General features: G+C 62.0%; 19 protein-coding genes. 18 read left to right on the top strand and 1 reads right to left on the bottom strand.

The window, feature by feature from the left end:
• The first annotated feature begins 3 nt into the window (after window positions 1-3).
• The 9 genes from ACZ9EJ_RS29010 to ACZ9EJ_RS28970 all read left to right on the top strand — a co-directional run bounded on the left by ACZ9EJ_RS29010 (window position 4) and on the right by ACZ9EJ_RS28970 (window position 9,029).
• Window positions 4-1,503 (top strand): tripartite tricarboxylate transporter permease, encoded by a 1,500-nt coding sequence (locus ACZ9EJ_RS29010; protein ID WP_046642048.1) that lies wholly within the window; start codon window positions 4-6, stop codon window positions 1,501-1,503.
• Between the two features lie 34 nt (window positions 1,504-1,537).
• A complete protein-coding gene (locus ACZ9EJ_RS29005; protein ID WP_046642049.1) occupies window positions 1,538-2,794 on the top strand; it encodes an NAD(P)/FAD-dependent oxidoreductase in 1,257 nt (418 codons plus the stop codon).
• A 226-nt stretch (window positions 2,795-3,020) separates the two neighbouring features.
• Entirely contained in the window at window positions 3,021-3,470 is a 450-nt protein-coding gene (locus ACZ9EJ_RS29000; RefSeq protein WP_046642050.1) for an acetyl-CoA carboxylase biotin carboxyl carrier protein, read from the top strand.
• Entirely contained in the window at window positions 3,470-4,849 is a 1,380-nt protein-coding gene (gene accC, locus ACZ9EJ_RS28995) for an acetyl-CoA carboxylase biotin carboxylase subunit (RefSeq protein ID WP_046642052.1), read from the top strand. Before ACZ9EJ_RS29000 ends, accC begins: the two co-directional genes overlap by 1 nt.
• The gene (locus ACZ9EJ_RS28990; RefSeq protein ID WP_046642054.1) at window positions 4,846-5,271 is read left to right on the top strand and encodes an acetyl-CoA carboxylase; all 426 of its coding nucleotides are present in this window, start codon (window positions 4,846-4,848) and stop codon (window positions 5,269-5,271) included. Before accC ends, ACZ9EJ_RS28990 begins: the two co-directional genes overlap by 4 nt.
• On the top strand, window positions 5,268-5,975 hold the full coding sequence (gene pxpB, locus ACZ9EJ_RS28985; RefSeq protein ID WP_046642055.1) for a 5-oxoprolinase subunit PxpB: 708 nt from the start codon (window positions 5,268-5,270) through the stop codon (window positions 5,973-5,975). The genes ACZ9EJ_RS28990 and pxpB overlap by 4 nt, the downstream gene beginning before the upstream one ends.
• Window positions 5,972-6,967, top strand: coding sequence for a 5-oxoprolinase subunit C family protein (locus tag ACZ9EJ_RS28980; protein ID WP_046642056.1), 996 nt, complete (start codon window positions 5,972-5,974; stop codon window positions 6,965-6,967). The genes pxpB and ACZ9EJ_RS28980 overlap by 4 nt, the downstream gene beginning before the upstream one ends.
• A 28-nt stretch (window positions 6,968-6,995) precedes the next feature.
• Complete coding sequence (locus tag ACZ9EJ_RS28975) at window positions 6,996-7,763, top strand: 5-oxoprolinase subunit PxpA (protein WP_046642057.1); 768 nt, start codon at window positions 6,996-6,998, stop codon at window positions 7,761-7,763.
• Window positions 7,764-7,823: 60 nt separating this feature from the next.
• Complete coding sequence (locus ACZ9EJ_RS28970; protein WP_255742806.1) at window positions 7,824-9,029, top strand: pyridoxal phosphate-dependent aminotransferase; 1,206 nt, start codon at window positions 7,824-7,826, stop codon at window positions 9,027-9,029.
• Between the two features lie 49 nt (window positions 9,030-9,078).
• Here the strand turns inward: ACZ9EJ_RS28970 and nac are convergent, their stop codons facing one another.
• Complete coding sequence (gene nac, locus ACZ9EJ_RS28965; RefSeq protein WP_046642059.1) at window positions 9,079-9,984, bottom strand: nitrogen assimilation transcriptional regulator NAC; 906 nt, start codon at window positions 9,982-9,984, stop codon at window positions 9,079-9,081.
• Window positions 9,985-10,195: 211 nt separating this feature from the next.
• On the opposite strand from nac, the gene ACZ9EJ_RS28960 reads away from it, so the two are divergent.
• The 9 genes from ACZ9EJ_RS28960 (at window position 10,196) to ACZ9EJ_RS28920 (ending at window position 17,715) form a co-directional block, all read left to right on the top strand.
• Window positions 10,196-10,978, top strand: coding sequence for an SDR family oxidoreductase (locus ACZ9EJ_RS28960; RefSeq protein WP_046642060.1), 783 nt, complete (start codon window positions 10,196-10,198; stop codon window positions 10,976-10,978).
• On the top strand, window positions 10,975-11,682 hold the full coding sequence (locus ACZ9EJ_RS28955; RefSeq protein ID WP_046627588.1) for an amino acid ABC transporter permease: 708 nt from the start codon (window positions 10,975-10,977) through the stop codon (window positions 11,680-11,682). Before ACZ9EJ_RS28960 ends, ACZ9EJ_RS28955 begins: the two co-directional genes overlap by 4 nt.
• Window positions 11,679-12,437 carry an amino acid ABC transporter permease gene (locus tag ACZ9EJ_RS28950; protein WP_007752154.1) on the top strand — a complete coding sequence of 253 codons (759 nt, stop codon included), beginning with the start codon at window positions 11,679-11,681 and terminating at the stop codon, window positions 12,435-12,437. The genes ACZ9EJ_RS28955 and ACZ9EJ_RS28950 overlap by 4 nt, the downstream gene beginning before the upstream one ends.
• Window positions 12,434-13,201, top strand: coding sequence for an amino acid ABC transporter ATP-binding protein (locus tag ACZ9EJ_RS28945; protein ID WP_046627587.1), 768 nt, complete (start codon window positions 12,434-12,436; stop codon window positions 13,199-13,201). The genes ACZ9EJ_RS28950 and ACZ9EJ_RS28945 overlap by 4 nt, the downstream gene beginning before the upstream one ends.
• Before the next feature lie 38 nt (window positions 13,202-13,239).
• Window positions 13,240-14,076, top strand: coding sequence for an ABC transporter substrate-binding protein (locus tag ACZ9EJ_RS28940; protein WP_046627586.1), 837 nt, complete (start codon window positions 13,240-13,242; stop codon window positions 14,074-14,076).
• Window positions 14,077-14,170: 94 nt separating this feature from the next.
• Window positions 14,171-14,845 carry a 4-carboxy-4-hydroxy-2-oxoadipate aldolase/oxaloacetate decarboxylase gene (locus ACZ9EJ_RS28935; RefSeq protein ID WP_007752169.1) on the top strand — a complete coding sequence of 225 codons (675 nt, stop codon included), beginning with the start codon at window positions 14,171-14,173 and terminating at the stop codon, window positions 14,843-14,845.
• Window positions 14,846-14,901: 56 nt separating this feature from the next.
• Window positions 14,902-15,669, top strand: coding sequence for an SDR family oxidoreductase (locus ACZ9EJ_RS28930; protein ID WP_046642061.1), 768 nt, complete (start codon window positions 14,902-14,904; stop codon window positions 15,667-15,669).
• 56 nt (window positions 15,670-15,725) lie between these two features.
• Window positions 15,726-16,673 carry a 2-hydroxyacid dehydrogenase gene (locus tag ACZ9EJ_RS28925; RefSeq protein ID WP_046642062.1) on the top strand — a complete coding sequence of 316 codons (948 nt, stop codon included), beginning with the start codon at window positions 15,726-15,728 and terminating at the stop codon, window positions 16,671-16,673.
• A 10-nt stretch (window positions 16,674-16,683) separates the two neighbouring features.
• A complete protein-coding gene (locus tag ACZ9EJ_RS28920) occupies window positions 16,684-17,715 on the top strand; it encodes an L-idonate 5-dehydrogenase (protein WP_046642063.1) in 1,032 nt (343 codons plus the stop codon).

The raw sequence follows: 17,715 nt of genomic DNA, 5'->3' as shown, positions 1-17,715 counted from the left end.
CACATGGAGACGCTGAACGCCCTGCTCCTCGGTTTCGACCAGGCAATCCTGCCGACGAACCTGTTCTGGTGCCTGATGGGCACGCTGCTCGGGACCCTTGTCGGTGTCCTGCCAGGCCTCGGCCCTGCCGCGACCATGGCTATCCTCCTGCCTTTCACCATCGGACTTGAACCGGTGACATCGCTCATCATGATGGCCGGCATCTATTACGGGGCTCAATATGGGGGGTCGACGACCGCCATCCTTCTCAATCTGCCCGGCGAAGCATCCTCCGTGGTGACGGCGATCGACGGCTACAAGATGGCCCGCAACGGACGCGCGGGCGTGGCACTGTCGACAGCGGCGATCGGCTCCTTTTTTGCTGGCACCGTCGCCACGCTGTTACTGGCCTTGTTTGCGCCTTCGCTTGCCGAGATTGGATTGCTGTTCGGCCCCGCGGAATACTTCTCCCTGATGATCCTCGGGCTTGTCGCCTCGGTCGTGCTTTCGCGCGGATCGCTGCCCAAGGCGCTTGCCATGGTCTTCATCGGCATTCTGGTCGGTCTTGTCGGCCAGGACGTGCAAACCGCCGTGCCGCGCTTCACGCTCGGTTTTGAAGAGATGTCGAGCGGCATCAATTTCGTCGTGGTGGCGATGGGATTGTTCGGCATCGGTGAGCTGATCAAGGATCTGGAAACCCCGGAAAGCCGTACGGCCATCAACGCACCATTCTTCTCGATGATCCCGTCGCGGGAAGACTGGCGTCGGATGGTTGCGCCGATCCTTCGTGGCACGGGGATCGGTTCGGTGCTGGGACTTCTGCCGGGCGGCGGTGCGCTTCTCGCCGCGTTCGCCGCCTATGCCGTCGAGAAACGCGTTGCCAACCCGCCCGAAGGTTTCGGCGGCGGTGCGATCGAAGGCGTCGCATCGCCGGAGAGCGCCAACAATGCCGGTGCACAGACCTCGTTTGTGCCGTTACTCACGCTCGGCCTGCCGGCCAATGCCGTCATGGCCTTGATGTTCGGCGCCCTGATCATGCAGGGTATCGCACCGGGGCCGACGCTGATTTCCGAACATCCGGATGTGTTCTGGGGCGTCATTGTGTCGATGTGGGTCGGCAATGTCATGCTGCTGGTCTTGAACCTGCCGCTGATCGGCGTCTGGACCCGCTTGCTGACGATGCCTTTCCACTATCTGTTTCCGGCTATCGTGGTGTTCTGCTCGCTCGGCGCTTTCTCGCTCGGCAACTCGGTCTTCGATATTTGGCTGCTCGGCGCCTTCGGCGTCGCCGGCTACGTCTTCGCCAAGCTCGATTGCGATCCGGCACCGCTGGTGATGGGCCTCATTCTCGGGCCGATGATGGAGGAGAATTTTCGTAGGGCGATGTTCCTCGCACGCGGCAATCCCAGCGTTTTTGTCGATCGTCCGATTTCGGCAGGTCTGCTTGTCCTGGCTGTGCTCGCCATCGCCGTGGTCGCCCTGCCGAAGATCAAAGCCGTCCGTGAAGAGGCATTTCAGGAATGAACCGGCTTATTCCCGTCACGCAGAGTGAAACGTCATGCATGTAGTGGTCATCGGAGCCGGTATCGTCGGTGCATCGACAGCACTCGAGTTGTTGAAGGACGGGCACGAGGTTACCATCGTCGAACCGAAACAGCCCGGCGGCCGCCACGCAGCGAGCTATGGCAACAGCGGCTGGCTGAGCCCTGCCTCGATCATCCCGATGTCGATGCCCGGCCTCTGGAGGAAGGTGCCCGGCTATCTTGCTGACCCTTCCGGGCCGCTGACCATCCGCTGGCGGCATCTGGTGCGCCTCGCGCCCTGGTTGCTGCGGTTCATGCTGGCCGGTTCGACCGCATCCAAGGTCGAGCGGACAGCGAGAATTCTGGCGAGCCTGCTGCATGATGCTCCGGCCCGGCATGCGGCACTGGCAGAAAAGATCGGACGGCCGGATCTAATCCGGCGCAAGGGTCTGCTCTATGTGTACCAGGATCGCGCGGCTTTCGAGGCCGAGGCTTTTGCGTGGCGCCTGCGGCGCGACAATGGCGTTTCCTATCGAGAACTATCGTCGGCCGAACTGCACGAACTCGAGCCGAATCTTTCATCCCGCTACTCCTTTGCTGCCTTCGTCGAGGATGGAGGTCATTGTGTGGATCCGGGAGGCTATGTCGCCGCGATGGTGGATCATGCGGTGGATCTCGGGGCCCGGCGCATCACAGCAAGGGCGACCGGTTTCAGTCTAGCCGGCAATCGGCTTTCCGGTGTCCGGACAGAGGCTGGCATCGTGGCGTGCGACAGGGCCGTCATCGCTGCCGGAATACATTCGAAAAAGCTTGCAGCGCTCGGCGGTGACACAATCCCGATGCAAAGCGAACGCGGTTACCACGTGGTCATCCCTCATCATCTGGCCAAGGGGGAGATGCCGATCATGCCAAGCGACGGCAGGATGGGCAACAATCCGACACTTGCCGGACTTCGCATTGCCGGACAGGTCGAACTGGCAAGTGTCGAGGAAAGGCCGAACTGGACCCGCGCCGATATCCTGCTGAAACACGCGAAGGGAACCTATCCGGCACTGTCGGATATATCCGAGGACAAGAGTATCGATCGATGGATGGGGCATCGTCCCTCGACTGCGGACGGCCTTCCGGTTATCGGGTTCTCACGGTCTTCCGAAGATATCGTTCATGCGTTCGGCCACGGTCATGTCGGCCTTGCATCCGGACCGGTTAGCGGCGCACTGGTTGCAGGCCTGATCGCTGGGCGCGAATGTGCCATCGATCTATCAGCGCTGTCCGCTGCCCGTTTTCGCTGATCTGCAATCTGCAGGGTCCGATTCTGCAGGTGTGTGTTACCCAGCGTCGGTCGTTATGGCTTTATGTGCCGGTCGTTCCAGAGGTATCAACGCTTCGCATGGCTGAGGCAGTCCATCAAAAGTTCGTCTGACCCCATCGGCGGCCCGATCGTGTTACGGAACGTTACCGTATCACGCGACCAATCTGCAAAAGCGCGCGACGGCATTTGAAATATCGAGCGCGAATATGGACCTCTCGAAGATCAAGACCCTGATCGACTTTGTCGGTCGATCGAGCATCACCGAACTCACGGTGACCGAAAAGGACCTGACGGTTCGGATTTTCCGGTCGCAGCCGACGGCGGGGGAGCCCTCCCTTGGCTTGGAGCGGGGGCAGCAGCCGGTTGCGGATGCGTTGATCGCCTTGGGGCCTGACGAGTTGCCGGCTGTCGGCCAGGCGTCGGTCATTCCCGTAAAAGCGCCGGTGTCCGGCGTGCTGCATCGCAGTGCGGCACCGGGCGAGGGGCCGTTTGTCAAGCCTGGGGACGAGGTGACGGAGGGGCAGACTCTGTTCATTATCGAAGCGATGAAGGTCTTCAACAAGATCGCCGCACCGCGGCCCGGGCGCATTGTCAGCCTGACCGAAATCGACGGCGGCGAAGTCGAGACGGGTGATCTGCTCGCGGAGATCGCGTGATGCCGGAGACGTTCGACAGTCGTCCGCGTTTCGATACGGTTCTCATTGCCAATCGCGGGGAGATCGCGACCAGGATCCAGAAAGCCTGCCGGGCATTGGGTCTCAAGACTGTCGTCGTCTGTTCCGAGGCGGATCGACAGGCGCCCTATGGCAGGACCGCCGATAGCGCCCTTTGTATCGGCCCTTCGAGCGCGGCCAAAAGTTACCTCAACAAGGATGCTCTTCTTCTGGCGGCGCGCTTGACGGGCGCTGGCGCCATCCATCCAGGTTATGGTTTTCTGTCGGAAAACGCCGCATTCGCCGATGCGGTCGAAAAGGCCGGACTGGCATTCATCGGTCCGAGCGCGTCATCGATCGAAGCGATGGGCGACAAGATTTCTGCAAAGAGGGCAATGATCGCCGCCGGAGTTCCTTGTGTCCCCGGGCCGGATACGGCGCTTGCCGAGGGTACGGCCGCCATCGAGCGCCTGGCACTGGAGATCGGTTATCCCGTCATCATCAAGGCTGCCGGTGGTGGTGGTGGGCGGGGCATGCGAGTCGTGCCGGAGGCCCGGCTGCTGCAAGAGGCGGTGGCGCTCACCCGGGAGGAGGCGCGGCAGGCTTTCGGCTCGCCGTCGCTCTATATGGAAAAATTCCTCCAGCATCCGCGCCATATCGAGATCCAGGTCCTTTGCGACACCCATGGCAATGCAGTCTGGCTCGGGCACCGGGATTGCTCGATGCAGCGCCGCCATCAAAAGGTGGTGGAAGAGGCGCCGGCATCCGGGATTGCGCCGGAGGTGATCGGGCCGGTCGGGAGGGCCTGCGTCGAGGCCTGCCGCCAGATCGGATACCGGGGCGTCGGAACCTTCGAGTTCCTCTACGAGGATGGCGCTTTCTATTTCATCGAAATGAACACCCGGCTTCAGGTCGAGCACCCGGTCACAGAGATGACAAGTGGGATCGACATCGTCCAGGCGCAGATCAAGGTCGCTCAGGGCGATCGGCTCGATCTGGCCCAGGCTGATGTGAACTGCGCGGGCCACGCTTTCGAATGCCGCATCAATGCCGAGGATCCCGATACTTTCCTGCCGTCGGCAGGCGTCATCACCGGCCTCACCCTGCCCGAAGGGCCTGGCATCCGGGTCGATACCCATATCCATGCGGGGTACAAGGTGCCGCCCTATTACGACTCGCTGATCGCCAAGCTGATCGTTCATGCGCCGACGCGCGCGGAGGCGATGGCGAGGATGCGCGAGGCGCTTGCCGGGACGCGGGTGGACGGAATTTCCACCAATATTCCCTTCCTGCGCGCGCTTTTCGAGGATAGCGCGTTCGCGCGCGGCGAGACGGATATCCACTATCTCGAGCAATGGCTGAAACAGCGGAGAGCGCCATGAGTGCGATCGATTTCAGCGATCCCACGACCATCGCGCTCCTGACCGATGCACTGACGGCAGCCGGGGTGAGTGGCCTGGAAATCTCCTGGCCCGGCGGGCAGTTGCGCATCGTTGTAGCGACGGGGGAAGAGGCCCGGATCAATGTAAGCAGCACAGCGCAACCGGTCTCGGCGGCTCAGCCGGTGGTCGTCAAGGCGCCGATGGCCGGCCATTTCTGCTCGGGCAGCTCATCGCGATCGGTAGCCGCCGACCGTCTGCCGCGATCGGTTTCCGCCGCAGATATCCTCGGCTTCCTTCGCGTCGGCCCCATCCTGCTTCCGCTTTGCGCCGGTCGTGCGGGTATTCTCACTAGGCAGCTTGCCGAGCCCGATGCGTTGGTCGGCTTCGGCGATCCCTTGTTCGAGGTCGAGCCTCAATCATGATTGCAACATTGAACAACCATATGCCGCTGCGCGAGATCGTACCCGCCGCCCAAGGTCGTGCTCGCGTCTCCTCGATCGGAGCCCGATCCTTCCTGCTCGAAGCGCCCGGAGAATTCGATCTCGCCGCACAGCGCCGGATCTGGGCCCTGTCGCAGACGCTCAGAGGCTGGCCGGATATCGCCGAAATCGTTCCGGGAATGACCAACCTGCTGGCGATATTCGCGGAAGCGCCGGAGGATCCCGATACTGTCGTGGCGCGGCTGCTGGAGGCATGGGACAATGCCCGCAGCATCGATCTGGCGGGCAAGACCATCGAAATCCCTGTTCACTATGGCGGGGAGCACGCGGTGGATCTGCCCGCGCTTTGCGACCTCGCCCGGCTCAGCGATCGTGAGATCGTCCGTATTCATCACGAAGCGACCTACCGGGTCTTCGCCCTGGGCAGCGCTCCGGGCTTCGGTTACCTGCATGGCCTCGATCAGCGCATCTACATGCCGCGCAAGACCGTGCCGTCGTTGAAGATGGAGAAGGGCTGCGTGACCATCGGCGGCATGCAGACCGGCGTTGCAATGCTCACCGGCCCGAACGGCTGGAATTCCATAGGTTTCGCAGAGTTGCAGATGTTCGACCCGACCTCGTCCACGCCGGCCATGATGGCGCCGGGCGATACGGTGCGGTTCGTGCCGGCAAGGATCGAGCTATGATCGAGATTGTGGAAACCGGCCCTTTCAATACGGTCCAGGATCTCGGGCGACCGGGCTATCGCGACATCGGCGTTTCGGCCAGCGGCGCGATGGATCCGCTTGCTATGAGGATCGGCAATATTCTTGTCGGGAATGACGAGGATGCGGCCGGGATAGAGGTGCAGACCTTTCCGTTCAGCCTGCGTTTCGACCGGCGGACTGTCTTTGCGGTCACGGGCGCCGATGGCGATCCGATGCTGGATGCTTTAAAATTGCTTCCCTGGTGCGCCTATACCGCGGAGGCCGGACAGGTGCTCGAGCTGAAACATCCTCCGACATTGGCGCGCGCCTATGTTTGCGTCGGCGGGGGGCTGGATATCCCCTCGGTGATGGGATCGCGCAGCACATCCCTGCGTGGCAGCTTCGGCGGGAATGCCGGCCGGCCATTGGTAAAGGGCGATCGGCTCGCGCTTGGTAACAGCGCCGACTTTGCCCCGGTGCCGGCGAACGGCCTGGCCGTCATCGAGCCTGCCGTAGCGCTCCGGGACGTCTTTCCGGATTTCGTTGACGGGACACTGCCGGTCCGTGCCCTGCCCGGTGGTGAGCATGCACTGTTTCCCGATGACGGCGACGCCTTCTGGAGCCAGACCTGGAAGATTTCTTCACGCAGCGACCGCACGGGCTATCGTCTCTCGGGTGAGCCCATCAAGCCAACGGCGTCGATCGAGATGCGCTCCCATGGGATCGTACCCGGAGTGATCCAGGTTCCGCCCGGTGGGGAGCCGATCGTCCAGATGAGCGATGCGAACACGGCGGGCGGATATCCGAAGATTGCCGGCGTGATCGAATGCGACCTGTGGCGGCTTGGCCAGGCCCGCATCGGCAGCCGGATACGCTTCGTGCGTTCCACCCATGCGGAGGCGCGCGCGGTGGAGCAGGCGGTCGCCCGCTATGTCGAAGACGTCCGGACCACATCCGAGATGGTCAAGCGCGCCCTGAAGGCGATGGCCTGAAATATCTTTCGGTCAAAGGGAGTTGCCGATGAAAATCGATCTGAATTCCGACATGGGGGAAGGCTTCGGCCCTTACCGGCTATGCGACGACGAGGCGATGATGAAGGTCGTGTCGTCTGCCAACATCGCCTGCGGCTTCCACGGCGGCGACCCGGATACGATGGCGCGCATGGTGCGGCTCGCAAAGGCGAACGGTGTCGGCATCGGCGCCCATCCGGGACTGCCCGACCGGCTTGGCTTCGGGCGGCGCGAAATGCCCTTCCAGGCGGATGAGCTGCGCCAACAGATGCTCTACCAGCTCGGTGCACTGATGGCGATTGCCGCCAGCGAGCGCGTCGCCGTCGGCCATATCAGCTTTCACGCAGCCATGGGCAACATGATCAACCGCGATCCCGTGCTCGCCGACCTGATGATGGATGCCATTGCGACGGTGGATGCGGGGCTCGTCGTGTTCGTGACGCCCGACAGCGAAATAGAACGGGCTGCCAAACGGGCGCGGTTGAAGACGCTGGCGCTCTTCCTGGCCGACCGGGCCTACGATGCTGAAGGCAGGCTTGTTGTCCGCGGCCTACCCGGCGCTGTCATCAAGGATGAAGGTGCCGTGCGGGCTCGGGTGCGCCGCTTCCTTCTCGACGGAACCGTCGAGACCATCGACGGCGGCATCCTTGCCATGCCGGCCCGGTCCATCCTCGTGCATAGCGATACGCCCGGTTCCCTGGAGCTTGCGCGTATCGTCCGAAGCGAGATCGAAGCCTCGGGCGCAACGCTCGCACCGGCTGCCGAACTCGCGCTTTAGCGCATCCCGACCGCCAGCCCGGCGGTCTCCCGTTCCAATCCGTATCGAAAGATCATGTCGATGTCTTCTACCGCCGATCGCCTGAAAAACGTCTCCATATCCGCCTCAGCCGCCATGACCCAGCGCGCCCGGGAACTGGCCGCAAAGGGTATCAAGGTTGTCAGCCTCTCTTCCGGCGAGCCGGACTTCCCGACGCCGCCGCATGCCATCGAGGCGGCCCATGCCGCCGCGCTTGGCGGTGATACCAAATATCCGCCGATGGACGGCACGCCGGCACTCAAGGCGGCGATCAGCAGGAAGTTCAAGCGGGACAATAATCTGGACTATGATGCCAGCCAGATCGTCGTTTCAGGCGGCGGCAAGCAGGTGATCTTCAACACCATGCTCGCCACCTGCAATCCCGGCGACGAAGTCGTCATTCCGACGCCCTCCTGGGTCAGCTATGCCGATATCGTCAAGTTAGCCGGTGGCGTTCCGGTGGCGGTACCCTGTTTCGAACAGGCCGGCTTCAAGCTACGTCCGGAGGATCTCGAAGCCGCGATCACGCCGCGCACCAAATGGCTAATCCTGAACTTTCCCAACAATCCGACCGGTGCGGCCTGCTCGCGCGCCGAAATGAAGGCGATCGCGGAGGTCATGCTGCGCCATCCGGATGTCTGGATCCTGACCGACGATATTTACGAACATCTGGTCTATGACGGTTTCGAATTCTGCACCATCGTAGACGCGGAACCCCGGCTCTATGATCGTGTCCTGACCATGAACGGGGTCTCGAAGGCCTATGCCATGACCGGCTGGCGGCTCGGCTTCTGCGCCAGCGGTTCGAAGGAGCTGATCGCTGCGATCAGCAACGTCAATGGGCAGAACGGCGGTGGTATCTCGACGGTGACGCAGGCGGCGGCCATCGCGGCGCTGAACGGGCCTCAGGATCTCCTGAAGGAGCGGGCCGCGATCTACCGCGAGAGGCGCGACTTCGTCCTCGACCGCCTGTCGCAGGTGGAGGGATTGCGTTGCCACAAGCCCGAGGGCGCGTTCTACCTCTATCCCAACATGTCCGGCTTGATCGGCAAGACCAGCAAGGGTGGGCGGAAGATCGAGACCGACATCGATTTCGTCATGGCTCTCGTGGATGAACATCATGTGGCGACCGTACAAGGTGCGGCTTACGGCATGAGCCCCCATTTCCGCATTTCCTACGCAACGAGCATGGAAATGCTGGACGAGGGATGCGCGCGGATCGCCCAGTTCTGCAGGGACATGCGCTGACGCTTGTTCGATGATCCGGCGCGGTCGCGCGTCGTGCCGGAGCTCTGCCTTACGCCCTCAGTCGCGCGGTCAGCTCGAGAAGGATATCCTTGACCGCCAATGCCGGCTCGGAAAGCGAGTTCTGTTCGGCAACGCAGAGCGACAGGGTTTCCTCGATCCGCGGGGACACGAGCCGGCAAATCAGCGGTTCGCTTGATTCCGTCACGATACGGTCAGCGATGGCTTTCGGCATGATGGTCGCTCCGAGACCGCTGCCCACGGCGCGCGCCAATGTCCTGACGATTTCCACTTCCGCCACGACCTTCAGGTTGATCCGGCTGCGCGTGAACGCGGTATCGACCGCACGGCGAACGAAGTTATAAGCGGGGGGCATCAAAAGCGGCAAACCGTCGAGAGCGGTAACCGCAACGGGCTTGTTATCCGCTTCGATCGCAAAATCGCGGTGGGCGACAAGATAGAATTCCTCGCTGAGGATCGGCTCGAACCGCACGCCCTTGATCGGCCCGGCCCCATGGATCAGAGCCATTTCCAGGCGGCCGTTCATGATCATCTGACTGTAGGTCTGGCCGACGCTTTCCGTGAGATGGAGCAGGATGCCGGGATGGCGTCTGCGCGTTTCGGCCAGCAGGTCGACGGACAGCGTCGCGGCACTGCTGAACGGCACGAGCCCCACGGAAACGCGTCCGGCAAGCGAGTTGCCGGCTGCGGAAGCGTCCGCCTGCGCCTGTTCCATCTGGCGAAGAATGATCTGCGCATGGCGATACACTGCATGTCCCGCATCGGTCATGCTGACGCCCTGCTGGCTGCGGATCAGCAGCTTTTGACCGAAATGCTCCTCCAGCGCCGCCAGCTGCTGGCTGAGCGCGGGCTGCGCGATGTGCAGCAGGTCGGCGGCGCGCGTGATGCTGCCGCTGTCGACGATCACGATGAAGGATTTGAGGCGTCTGATGTCCATGCGGATTTTGGTCTTTTGTCCTGAGCAGACGTATGTTTGCAGACGCGATCTTCTTTTGCAACGCCGCCGACTGCGATCTCGCCCGGTGACGGTCCCCCGCCGATTGCGGGACCGAGACTCCATAGCCGTTGCTTATTGCTCCACAAATAATCGGTCTTAGGCAAGAGATTAAAGGTTCGCTACTGTCTGCGGCAACAACAAGGGGATACGAATGCCATTCTCCGATTACAAAACCGCACTGGTTACCGGCGCTTCCTCCGGTATCGGCGCCGCTGTGGTGGAGCGGCTTCGCCGTGAGAATATCGAGGTCCACGCAATCGCCCGCAGTGGCGATGCCCTGCAGGATCTGGCCAAGCGCACGGGCTGCATCGCACATGTCATAGACGTCACCAACCGGCCGGCACTCGCCGAGCTCACCGGTCGCGTCGAGTTCGATATTCTTGTCAACAATGCCGGCGTCGACCGGCCGAAGAAATTCCTGGAAGCGGACGAGGGCGATATCGACCTCCTCGTTGATGTCAATCTCCGTGCGGTCCTGCACATCTGCCGCATGATCGTGCCGGGAATGGTCGCTCGCGATCGAGGCCATGTCATCAACATTTCCTCGATCGCCGGCAACTACAATTTCGGTGGCAACTCCATCTATCACGCCGTCAAAGCCGGCGTCGCCATGTTATCAAACCAGTTGCGCCTCGACGCGTTCGGCAAGCGCGTGCGGGTGACGGAAATCTGCCCCGGGCGCGTCGCCACGGACATTTTCAATCATGTGCACGGCGACGATCCCAGTATCCGGGAACGGTTCATTGACGGTTTCGAACTGCCGCAGGCAGCCGATATCGCCGACGCGATAGCGTTCGCGATTGCCGCGCCGGTCGCGGTCAATATCGGCCACATGGAGATCACGCCGACATTGCAGGTCATGGGCGGCTTGCAGACGGCACGGCCGCAGCCGGCTCCGGCAGGTCCGGACAGTTCCAAGGAGTCGGGGCGGTGAACGGGTTCGATCTCTCGGCCATCCTGAGGAACCCCGAATATACCGCGATGCTCCTGCACGGCATCGAGATGACCTTTGTCATCTATATCGGCTCGTGGCTGCTGGCCATGACGCTCGCGCTCCTGCTTCTGTGCATCCGGTTTTCGCCGCTCCGCTTCGGCGACAGGGCCGTGGCCGCCTATGTCTCCTATCACCGGAACGTGCCGACGCTCGTCCAGCTGATGCTGTGGTATTTCGGGATTTTCACCCTGTTCCCCGCAGGCTTGACCTCCTGGCTTGCGGCCCACAATGCCGAAGCGATCTTCGCCGTCATTGGCCTCGGCCTGTGCCAGGCGGCCTATTTCAGCGAGGACCTGCGGTCCGGCCTTCGCTCCGTAAGCCCGGGCCAGATGGAAGCCGCCAAGGCTCTCGGGCACAGCTATATCTCCGCGATGCGTTTCGTGATCATGCCGCAGGGCGTGCGCAATGCGCTTCCGCCGCTGATCAACCACAGCGTTTCCCTGTTCAAGAACAGCAGCCTCGCCATCGTCATCGGTGCGTCCGAACTGACGCATGCCGTGAAGGAAGTTGAAAATCTGAGTTTCCGCACCTTCGAAATCTACCTGATCGGTACGGTTCTCTACCTGTTCTTCTCGCTCCTGATCATGAGCGCCGGCGCTTATCTCTCGATGCGCGCCGACCCTGTCCGGAGTGCACGCGCATGATCCACGATATCATCGCCATCATCCAGGACTACTGGCTTCTGCTGCTGATCGGTCAATATCCGAACGGCCCGCTCGGCGGACTTGCAAATACGCTGATCCTGTCGGCGCTCAGCATCGCGCTCGCCTTCCCGGTCAGCATTATGCTTGCGCTGGCGCGGCTGTCGAAATGGCGGCTGCTGCGGTGGCCGGTCACCGCACTCGTCTACATAACCCGCGGTGTACCGCTTCTGATGCTCATCCTCTGGAGTTACTTCCTCGTCCCGCTTTGGACCGGGGCAGACGTTCCGAGCTTCGTGACGATGCTGACCACGCTCGTCGTCTACCAGGGCGCCTTCCTCAGCGAGGTCGTGCGCGCCGGTATTGTGGCACTCGGCAGCGGCCAGATGGATGCCGCCCGCGCACTCGGTCACAGCTCTCTCGGTGCGATGCGCTTCATCATCCTTCCGCAGGCGCTCTACAACATGATCCCGAGCATCATCTCGACCTTCGTCTCGACGATAAAGGACACGACGCTCGGATATGTCATCAATGTCCCGGACCTCACCTTTGCGGCAAGCCAGGTCAACAACCAGCTTTTGACGCAACCCTTCCAGGTCTTCTTCATCCTCGCGGTCGTCTATTACGCGATCTGCTGGAGCCTGACGCACGTCGCCAACATCGTCGAGCGCCGCATAACGCGGCGCCGTGCGGGTCTGTCCGGCGGCGCCGCGCCGGTGGAACTCGTGCCGGCCAAAATCATATCGGAGCAGCTATGAGCACCCCAGCAGCGGAGATCCAGCAGGTGCAGACGATCCGCCTTTCGGATGTTTGCAAAAGCTATGGCGACTATGCGGTCCTCAAGAATATCGAGGCGGAAGTCGCCCGAGGCGAGGTCGTGGTGATTTGCGGGCCTTCCGGTTCGGGGAAATCCACCCTGATCCGTACGATCAACCGTCTTGAGGAGATCAACAGCGGATCGATCACCCTCGATGGCCAGAACATTCATGCGGCGATGCGGACGAGGGAACTCAACCTGCTGCGCAGCAGGATCGGTTTCGTATTCCAGAATTTCAATCTGTTCCCGCACCTCTCCGTCGTCGAAAATGTGTCGATGTCACCGATCCGCGTAAAGGGCGTGGCCGCGGATGTCGCCCATGACAAGGCGCTCAAGCTTCTCGATCGGGTCGGACTCGCCGACAAGGCGCGGGCCTATCCCGGCCAGCTGTCGGGAGGCCAGCAGCAGCGGGTGGCGATAGCCCGCGCACTCGCCATGGAGCCACCGGTCATGCTTTTCGACGAGCCGACCAGCGCGCTCGATCCGGAAATGGTGGGCGAGGTGCTGGCGGTCATGAAGAGCCTGGCATCCGAAGGCATGACCATGATCTGCGTCACGCATGAAATGGGCTTCGCCCGCGATGTCGCCGACCGCATCTGGTTCATCGATGCAGGGCAGATACTCGAGACGGCCCCGCCCGAGGAATTTTTCAAGAGCCCCCGCCATCCCCGTGCTCAGCGGTTCCTCGCCGATCTGCGCCATTGATACTTACGACCAACGACCAACAACAAAGGAGAACAGCAATGAACTGGAAATTCGTAACTCTCACCGCCGTGCTGGCAGGGGCCGCAGCGGCCTTGCCGGCAAGGGCGGACCAGCTCGACACGATCATGTCGGCCAAGACGCTTCGCTGCGCGACGTTCGCAGACGTGGTGCCCTTTGCAGCACCCGACCCGAAGACGCGCGAAATGGCTGGCTTCGACGTCGATCTCTGCAATGCGATCGCCAAGGAACTGGGCGTCAAGGCCGAAATCAAGCCGGTTTCGGTCGAAGCGCGCGTGCCGGAAGTCAAGCTCGGCCGTGTGGACATCACGGTTGCCAATCTTGCCTATACGCTGAGCCGCGCCGAGCAGATCCAGTTCAGCGATCCCTACTATCTCGCCAAGGAAATGCTGATCGTCCCGGCCGATGATCCAGGCAAGAAGAAGGCCGATTACGAGGGCCAGCGCATCGCCTCGACCAAGGGCTCGACTTCGGAAATGTCGATCAAGCTCAACAAGTCCGAGCCGCTGACCTTCCAGGATACCGCATCCGCCTATCTCGCCGTCCAGCAGGGCAAGGCGCGCGGCATGGTGGCGAATACAATGACGACGACCAAGTTCGTCAACGAATCCAAGACCAAGGGCAAGGAAATGCGGATGATCGAGGATCCGATGCTGTTCCAGCCGATCGGCATCGGCATGGCAAAGGACAATCCGGCGCTGACTGCCAAGATCAACGAGGTGCTCCGCAAGCTCGATACATCCGGCGAGCTCAACAAGATCTGGGACAAGTGGCTTGGCCCAAGTACCGAATACAAGATGACGCGTAACGACAAGGTCGTACCGCTTTCCGAACTGAAGTTCGACCCGATCCCCTGAGGCCTTTGGCCCAGGCATTCCATCCAATTGCAAATCATCGAAGACTGCAGGCGGCGGGACGTGCCCGCCGTCGGCCTAACCGTGGGAGGTTTCCATGATCCACATAAAAGATATCGCCGAACGGCCGAGCAAAGCCGACATCGAGGCACTCTCCAAGTTTTCGCCGGCTACCATCCACGAAGCGCAGGGGCGCCGCGGAGCACTCTCCTCCCGCTTGAAGCCGGTGGACTACCGGATGAAGCTGTGCGGCCCGGCATTCACGGTCAAATGTGCGCCGCGTGACAACATCATGCTTCAGCTCGCGATCAACTATGCAAAGCCGGGTGACATCATCGTCGTGTCCGCCGGCGAATACGAAGAAGCCGGCTCGTTTGGTGACGTTCTCGCCAATGCCTGCCTGGCAAAGGGCATCGGCGGCCTGGTGACCGACACGGGCGTGCGCGACACGCTGCAGCTGAGGGACCTCGGCTTTCCGGTCTTTTCCCTGAGCGTTTGCATCAAGGGTACCGTCAAGGAAACCATTGCGGCGGTGAACGACACGATCATCGTCGGCGGTGAAACGATCAATCCGGGCGACATCATCGTCGGCGATGCCGATGGACTGGTCGTTGTCCGCCGCGCGGAAGCACAGGAGGCCGCAAGGCTTTCGCAGGCCCGCGAGGATGCCGAAGCCGGCTATATCGCAGCCTACAAGCAGGGCAAGTCGGTGATCGAGGTCAGCAATCTGGAGCCGGTCCTGAAAGCCAAGGGCCTGGTCGTCGATATCTGAGCCCCAACCGCAATCGTCGGACCAAGCGACGGTCTTTCTTTCGGAAAGAGGTTTGAATGACCTTCCCATTATTTGATCTTTCTGGCCGACGAGCGTTGGTGACGGGTTCATCGCAGGGCATCGGTTTTGCTCTGGCGAAGGGATTGGCGGAGCATGGGGCCTCGGTCGTGCTGAACGGCCGTGACCCGGTGAAGCTTCAAGCCGCCGTCGACAGCCTGAAGAATGAAGGCTATGAGGCAAGGATTTCCGACTTCGACGTCACCGACCCCGATGCCGTGAAGCGTGGCGTCGATGCGATCGAACAGGATATCGGGGCGATCGACATCCTGATCAACAATGCCGGCATGCAGTTCCGCAGCCCGCTGGAGGAATTTCCGGCCGATCGCTGGGAGCAGCTCATGAAGACCAACGTCTCCAGCGTCTTTTATGTCGGCCAGGCGGTGGCGCGTCACATGATCGGCCGTGGGCAGGGGAAGATCATCAACATAGCCTCGGTGCAGAGCGAGCTGGCTCGCCCGGGCATCGCGCCCTACACCGCCACGAAGGGCGCGGTGAAGAACCTGACGCGCGGCATGTGCGCGGACTGGGCAAAACACGGCCTGCAGATCAACGCGATTGCCCCCGGCTACTTCAAGACACCCTTGAACCAGGCGCTGGTCGATAACCCGGAATTCTCGTCCTGGCTTGAAAAACGCACCCCGGCAGCCCGTTGGGGCAATGTCGAAGAGCTTGTCGGGGCTGCGGTTTTTCTCGCCGGGAAGGCTTCCTCCTTCATCAACGGACACACGCTCTATGTCGATGGCGGCATCACGACCTGCCTTTAGGGAAGTCCGTCACGGACAGTGACAAACCATCATCTCTATCGCAACGGAGGAAAACAATGGCCAAGCCGGACATCCTGCTTGTCGGCCCTTACCCGGAATGGGATCTCGTCGAGCTGGAAGCGCAGTACAACGTGCTGAAGCTCTACGAGGCTGAAGACCGCGATACATTCGTTCAGGATCACGCGGGCGGCATTCGCGCCATCGCCACGCGGGGCGAGCTCGGGGCCTCCGCGGACCTGATCGCCCAGTTGCCGAAGCTGGAGATCGTCTCGGTCTACGGTGTCGGCTACGACGCGGTCAATCTCGACGCCTGCCGGGCGCGCAGCATCCGGGTCACCAATACGCCGGACGTGCTCACCAACGACGTCGCCGACCTGGGCGTTGCGATGATGCTCGTCCAGTCCCGCGGCATGATCGGCGCGGAAACTTGGGTGAAGGACGGAAGCTGGGGGACAAAGGGTCTTTATCCGCTGAAGCGCCGTGTCTGGGGTCGGAAGGCGGGCGTGCTCGGCCTCGGCCGCATCGGCTTCGAAGTGGCCAAGCGCCTCAAGGGCTTCGACATGGACATCGCCTATAGCGACGTCGCGGAGAAGCCGTATGGCGAAGGCATGACGTTCATTCCCGATCCGGTCGAGCTTGCCCGGCGTTCGGACTTCCTGTTCGTGACGCTGGCGGCCTCGACGGTGACCTGCCATATCGTCTCGAAGAACGTCATCGAAGCGCTCGGGCCGGAAGGCATGCTGATCAACATCTCGCGCGCTTCCAATATCGACGAGGAAGCGCTGCTCGAGGCGCTGGAAAGCGGCGCGCTGGGTTCGGCGGCACTCGATGTCTTCGAAGCCGAGCCGAAGCTCAACCCGCGTTTCCTGAAACTCGACAATGTGCTGGTGCAGCCGCACCATGCGTCCGGCACGATCGAGACCCGCAAGGCCATGGGCAAGCTGGTGCGGGACAATCTCGCCGCCCATTTTGCCGGCGCTGCCCTGCCGACACCGGTCATCTGAGGATACGCCCATGAAAGCCGTCGTCATTCATACCGCCAGGGATCTGCGCATAGAGGAAAGGGAGGTCGAAGCCATCGGCCCCGGACAGGTGGAGGTGGCGATCGAGGCGGGCGGCATCTGCGGTTCCGACCTGCATTATTACAATCACGGCGGTTTCGGCACGGTGCGCATTCGCGAGCCGATGATCCTCGGTCACGAGGTTGCCGGAAGCATCAAAGCCTTGGGCGAGGGGGTCTCAGGCCTCGTCGTCGGAGACCGTGTGGCCGTGTCGCCGAGCCGGCCCTGCAATGCCTGCGACTACTGCCTGAAGGGCCAACAGAACCATTGCCTCAACATGCGCTTCTACGGCAGCGCCATGCCCATGCCGCATATCCAGGGCGCCTTCCGTCAGCGGCTGGTCGCCGAACAATGGCAGTGCCACAAGATCGCGGATGGCGTCTCGATCAACGAAGCGGCGATGGCGGAGCCGTTTGCGGTCACGCTGCATGCGGTGGCCCGCGCCGGCTCGCTCACCGACAAACGCGTGCTGGTCACCGGCTGCGGCCCGATCGGCGCGCTGGCGATCATCGCGGCCCGTGCCCATGGTGCCCGCGAGATCGTCGCGACCGACGTCATGGGCGCGGTCCTGAAGAAGGCGCTTGAGGTGGGAGCCGACCGGGTCATCGACGTCGCCAGCAATCCGGAACAGCTTTCCGCCTATTCCGCCAACAAGGGCTACTTCGACGTCCAGTTCGAGGCGTCCGGCAACGAACGCGCCGTACGATCAGGCCTGGAAGTGCTCCGGCCCCGCTCGACGGTGGTCCAGCTCGGGCTCGGCGGTGATGTCTCCATCCCGCAGAACCTGGTGGTCGCCAAGGAAATCGAGATGAAGGGCACATTCCGCTTCCACGAGGAATTCGGGCTTGCCGTGGACCTTATCGGCAAGCGCCGCGTCGATCTGAAGCCGCTGCTTACCGGCATCTTCCCGGTCGAGAATGCCGTGGAGGCTTTTGAGACTGCCGGCGACAGAACCCGGTCGATGAAGGTGCAACTGGCTTTCTAG

The organism is Neorhizobium sp. USDA 3394 (genome assembly GCF_056280385.1).
The sequence above is the reverse complement of the archived record's forward strand: the minus strand, read 5'-3'. Positions and strand labels throughout refer to the sequence as shown.

What these genes read in the sequence shown, in the direction of transcription:
- ACZ9EJ_RS29010 (WP_046642048.1), top strand. Translation starts at nt 4, where the DNA reads ATGGAGACGCTGAACGCCCTGCTCCTCGGTTTCGACCAGGCAATCCTG.
- ACZ9EJ_RS29005 (WP_046642049.1), top strand. Translation starts at nt 1,538, where the DNA reads ATGCATGTAGTGGTCATCGGAGCCGGTATCGTCGGTGCATCGACAGCA.
- ACZ9EJ_RS29000 (WP_046642050.1), top strand. Translation starts at nt 3,021, where the DNA reads ATGGACCTCTCGAAGATCAAGACCCTGATCGACTTTGTCGGTCGATCG.
- accC (WP_046642052.1), top strand. Translation starts at nt 3,470, where the DNA reads ATGCCGGAGACGTTCGACAGTCGTCCGCGTTTCGATACGGTTCTCATT.
- ACZ9EJ_RS28990 (WP_046642054.1), top strand. Translation starts at nt 4,846, where the DNA reads ATGAGTGCGATCGATTTCAGCGATCCCACGACCATCGCGCTCCTGACC.
- pxpB (WP_046642055.1), top strand. Translation starts at nt 5,268, where the DNA reads ATGATTGCAACATTGAACAACCATATGCCGCTGCGCGAGATCGTACCC.
- ACZ9EJ_RS28980 (WP_046642056.1), top strand. Translation starts at nt 5,972, where the DNA reads ATGATCGAGATTGTGGAAACCGGCCCTTTCAATACGGTCCAGGATCTC.
- ACZ9EJ_RS28975 (WP_046642057.1), top strand. Translation starts at nt 6,996, where the DNA reads ATGAAAATCGATCTGAATTCCGACATGGGGGAAGGCTTCGGCCCTTAC.
- ACZ9EJ_RS28970 (WP_255742806.1), top strand. Translation starts at nt 7,824, where the DNA reads ATGTCTTCTACCGCCGATCGCCTGAAAAACGTCTCCATATCCGCCTCA.
- nac (WP_046642059.1), bottom strand. Translation starts at nt 9,984, where the DNA reads ATGGACATCAGACGCCTCAAATCCTTCATCGTGATCGTCGACAGCGGC.
- ACZ9EJ_RS28960 (WP_046642060.1), top strand. Translation starts at nt 10,196, where the DNA reads ATGCCATTCTCCGATTACAAAACCGCACTGGTTACCGGCGCTTCCTCC.
- ACZ9EJ_RS28950 (WP_007752154.1), top strand. Translation starts at nt 11,679, where the DNA reads ATGATCCACGATATCATCGCCATCATCCAGGACTACTGGCTTCTGCTG.
- ACZ9EJ_RS28945 (WP_046627587.1), top strand. Translation starts at nt 12,434, where the DNA reads ATGAGCACCCCAGCAGCGGAGATCCAGCAGGTGCAGACGATCCGCCTT.
- ACZ9EJ_RS28940 (WP_046627586.1), top strand. Translation starts at nt 13,240, where the DNA reads ATGAACTGGAAATTCGTAACTCTCACCGCCGTGCTGGCAGGGGCCGCA.
- ACZ9EJ_RS28935 (WP_007752169.1), top strand. Translation starts at nt 14,171, where the DNA reads ATGATCCACATAAAAGATATCGCCGAACGGCCGAGCAAAGCCGACATC.
- ACZ9EJ_RS28930 (WP_046642061.1), top strand. Translation starts at nt 14,902, where the DNA reads ATGACCTTCCCATTATTTGATCTTTCTGGCCGACGAGCGTTGGTGACG.
- ACZ9EJ_RS28925 (WP_046642062.1), top strand. Translation starts at nt 15,726, where the DNA reads ATGGCCAAGCCGGACATCCTGCTTGTCGGCCCTTACCCGGAATGGGAT.
- ACZ9EJ_RS28920 (WP_046642063.1), top strand. Translation starts at nt 16,684, where the DNA reads ATGAAAGCCGTCGTCATTCATACCGCCAGGGATCTGCGCATAGAGGAA.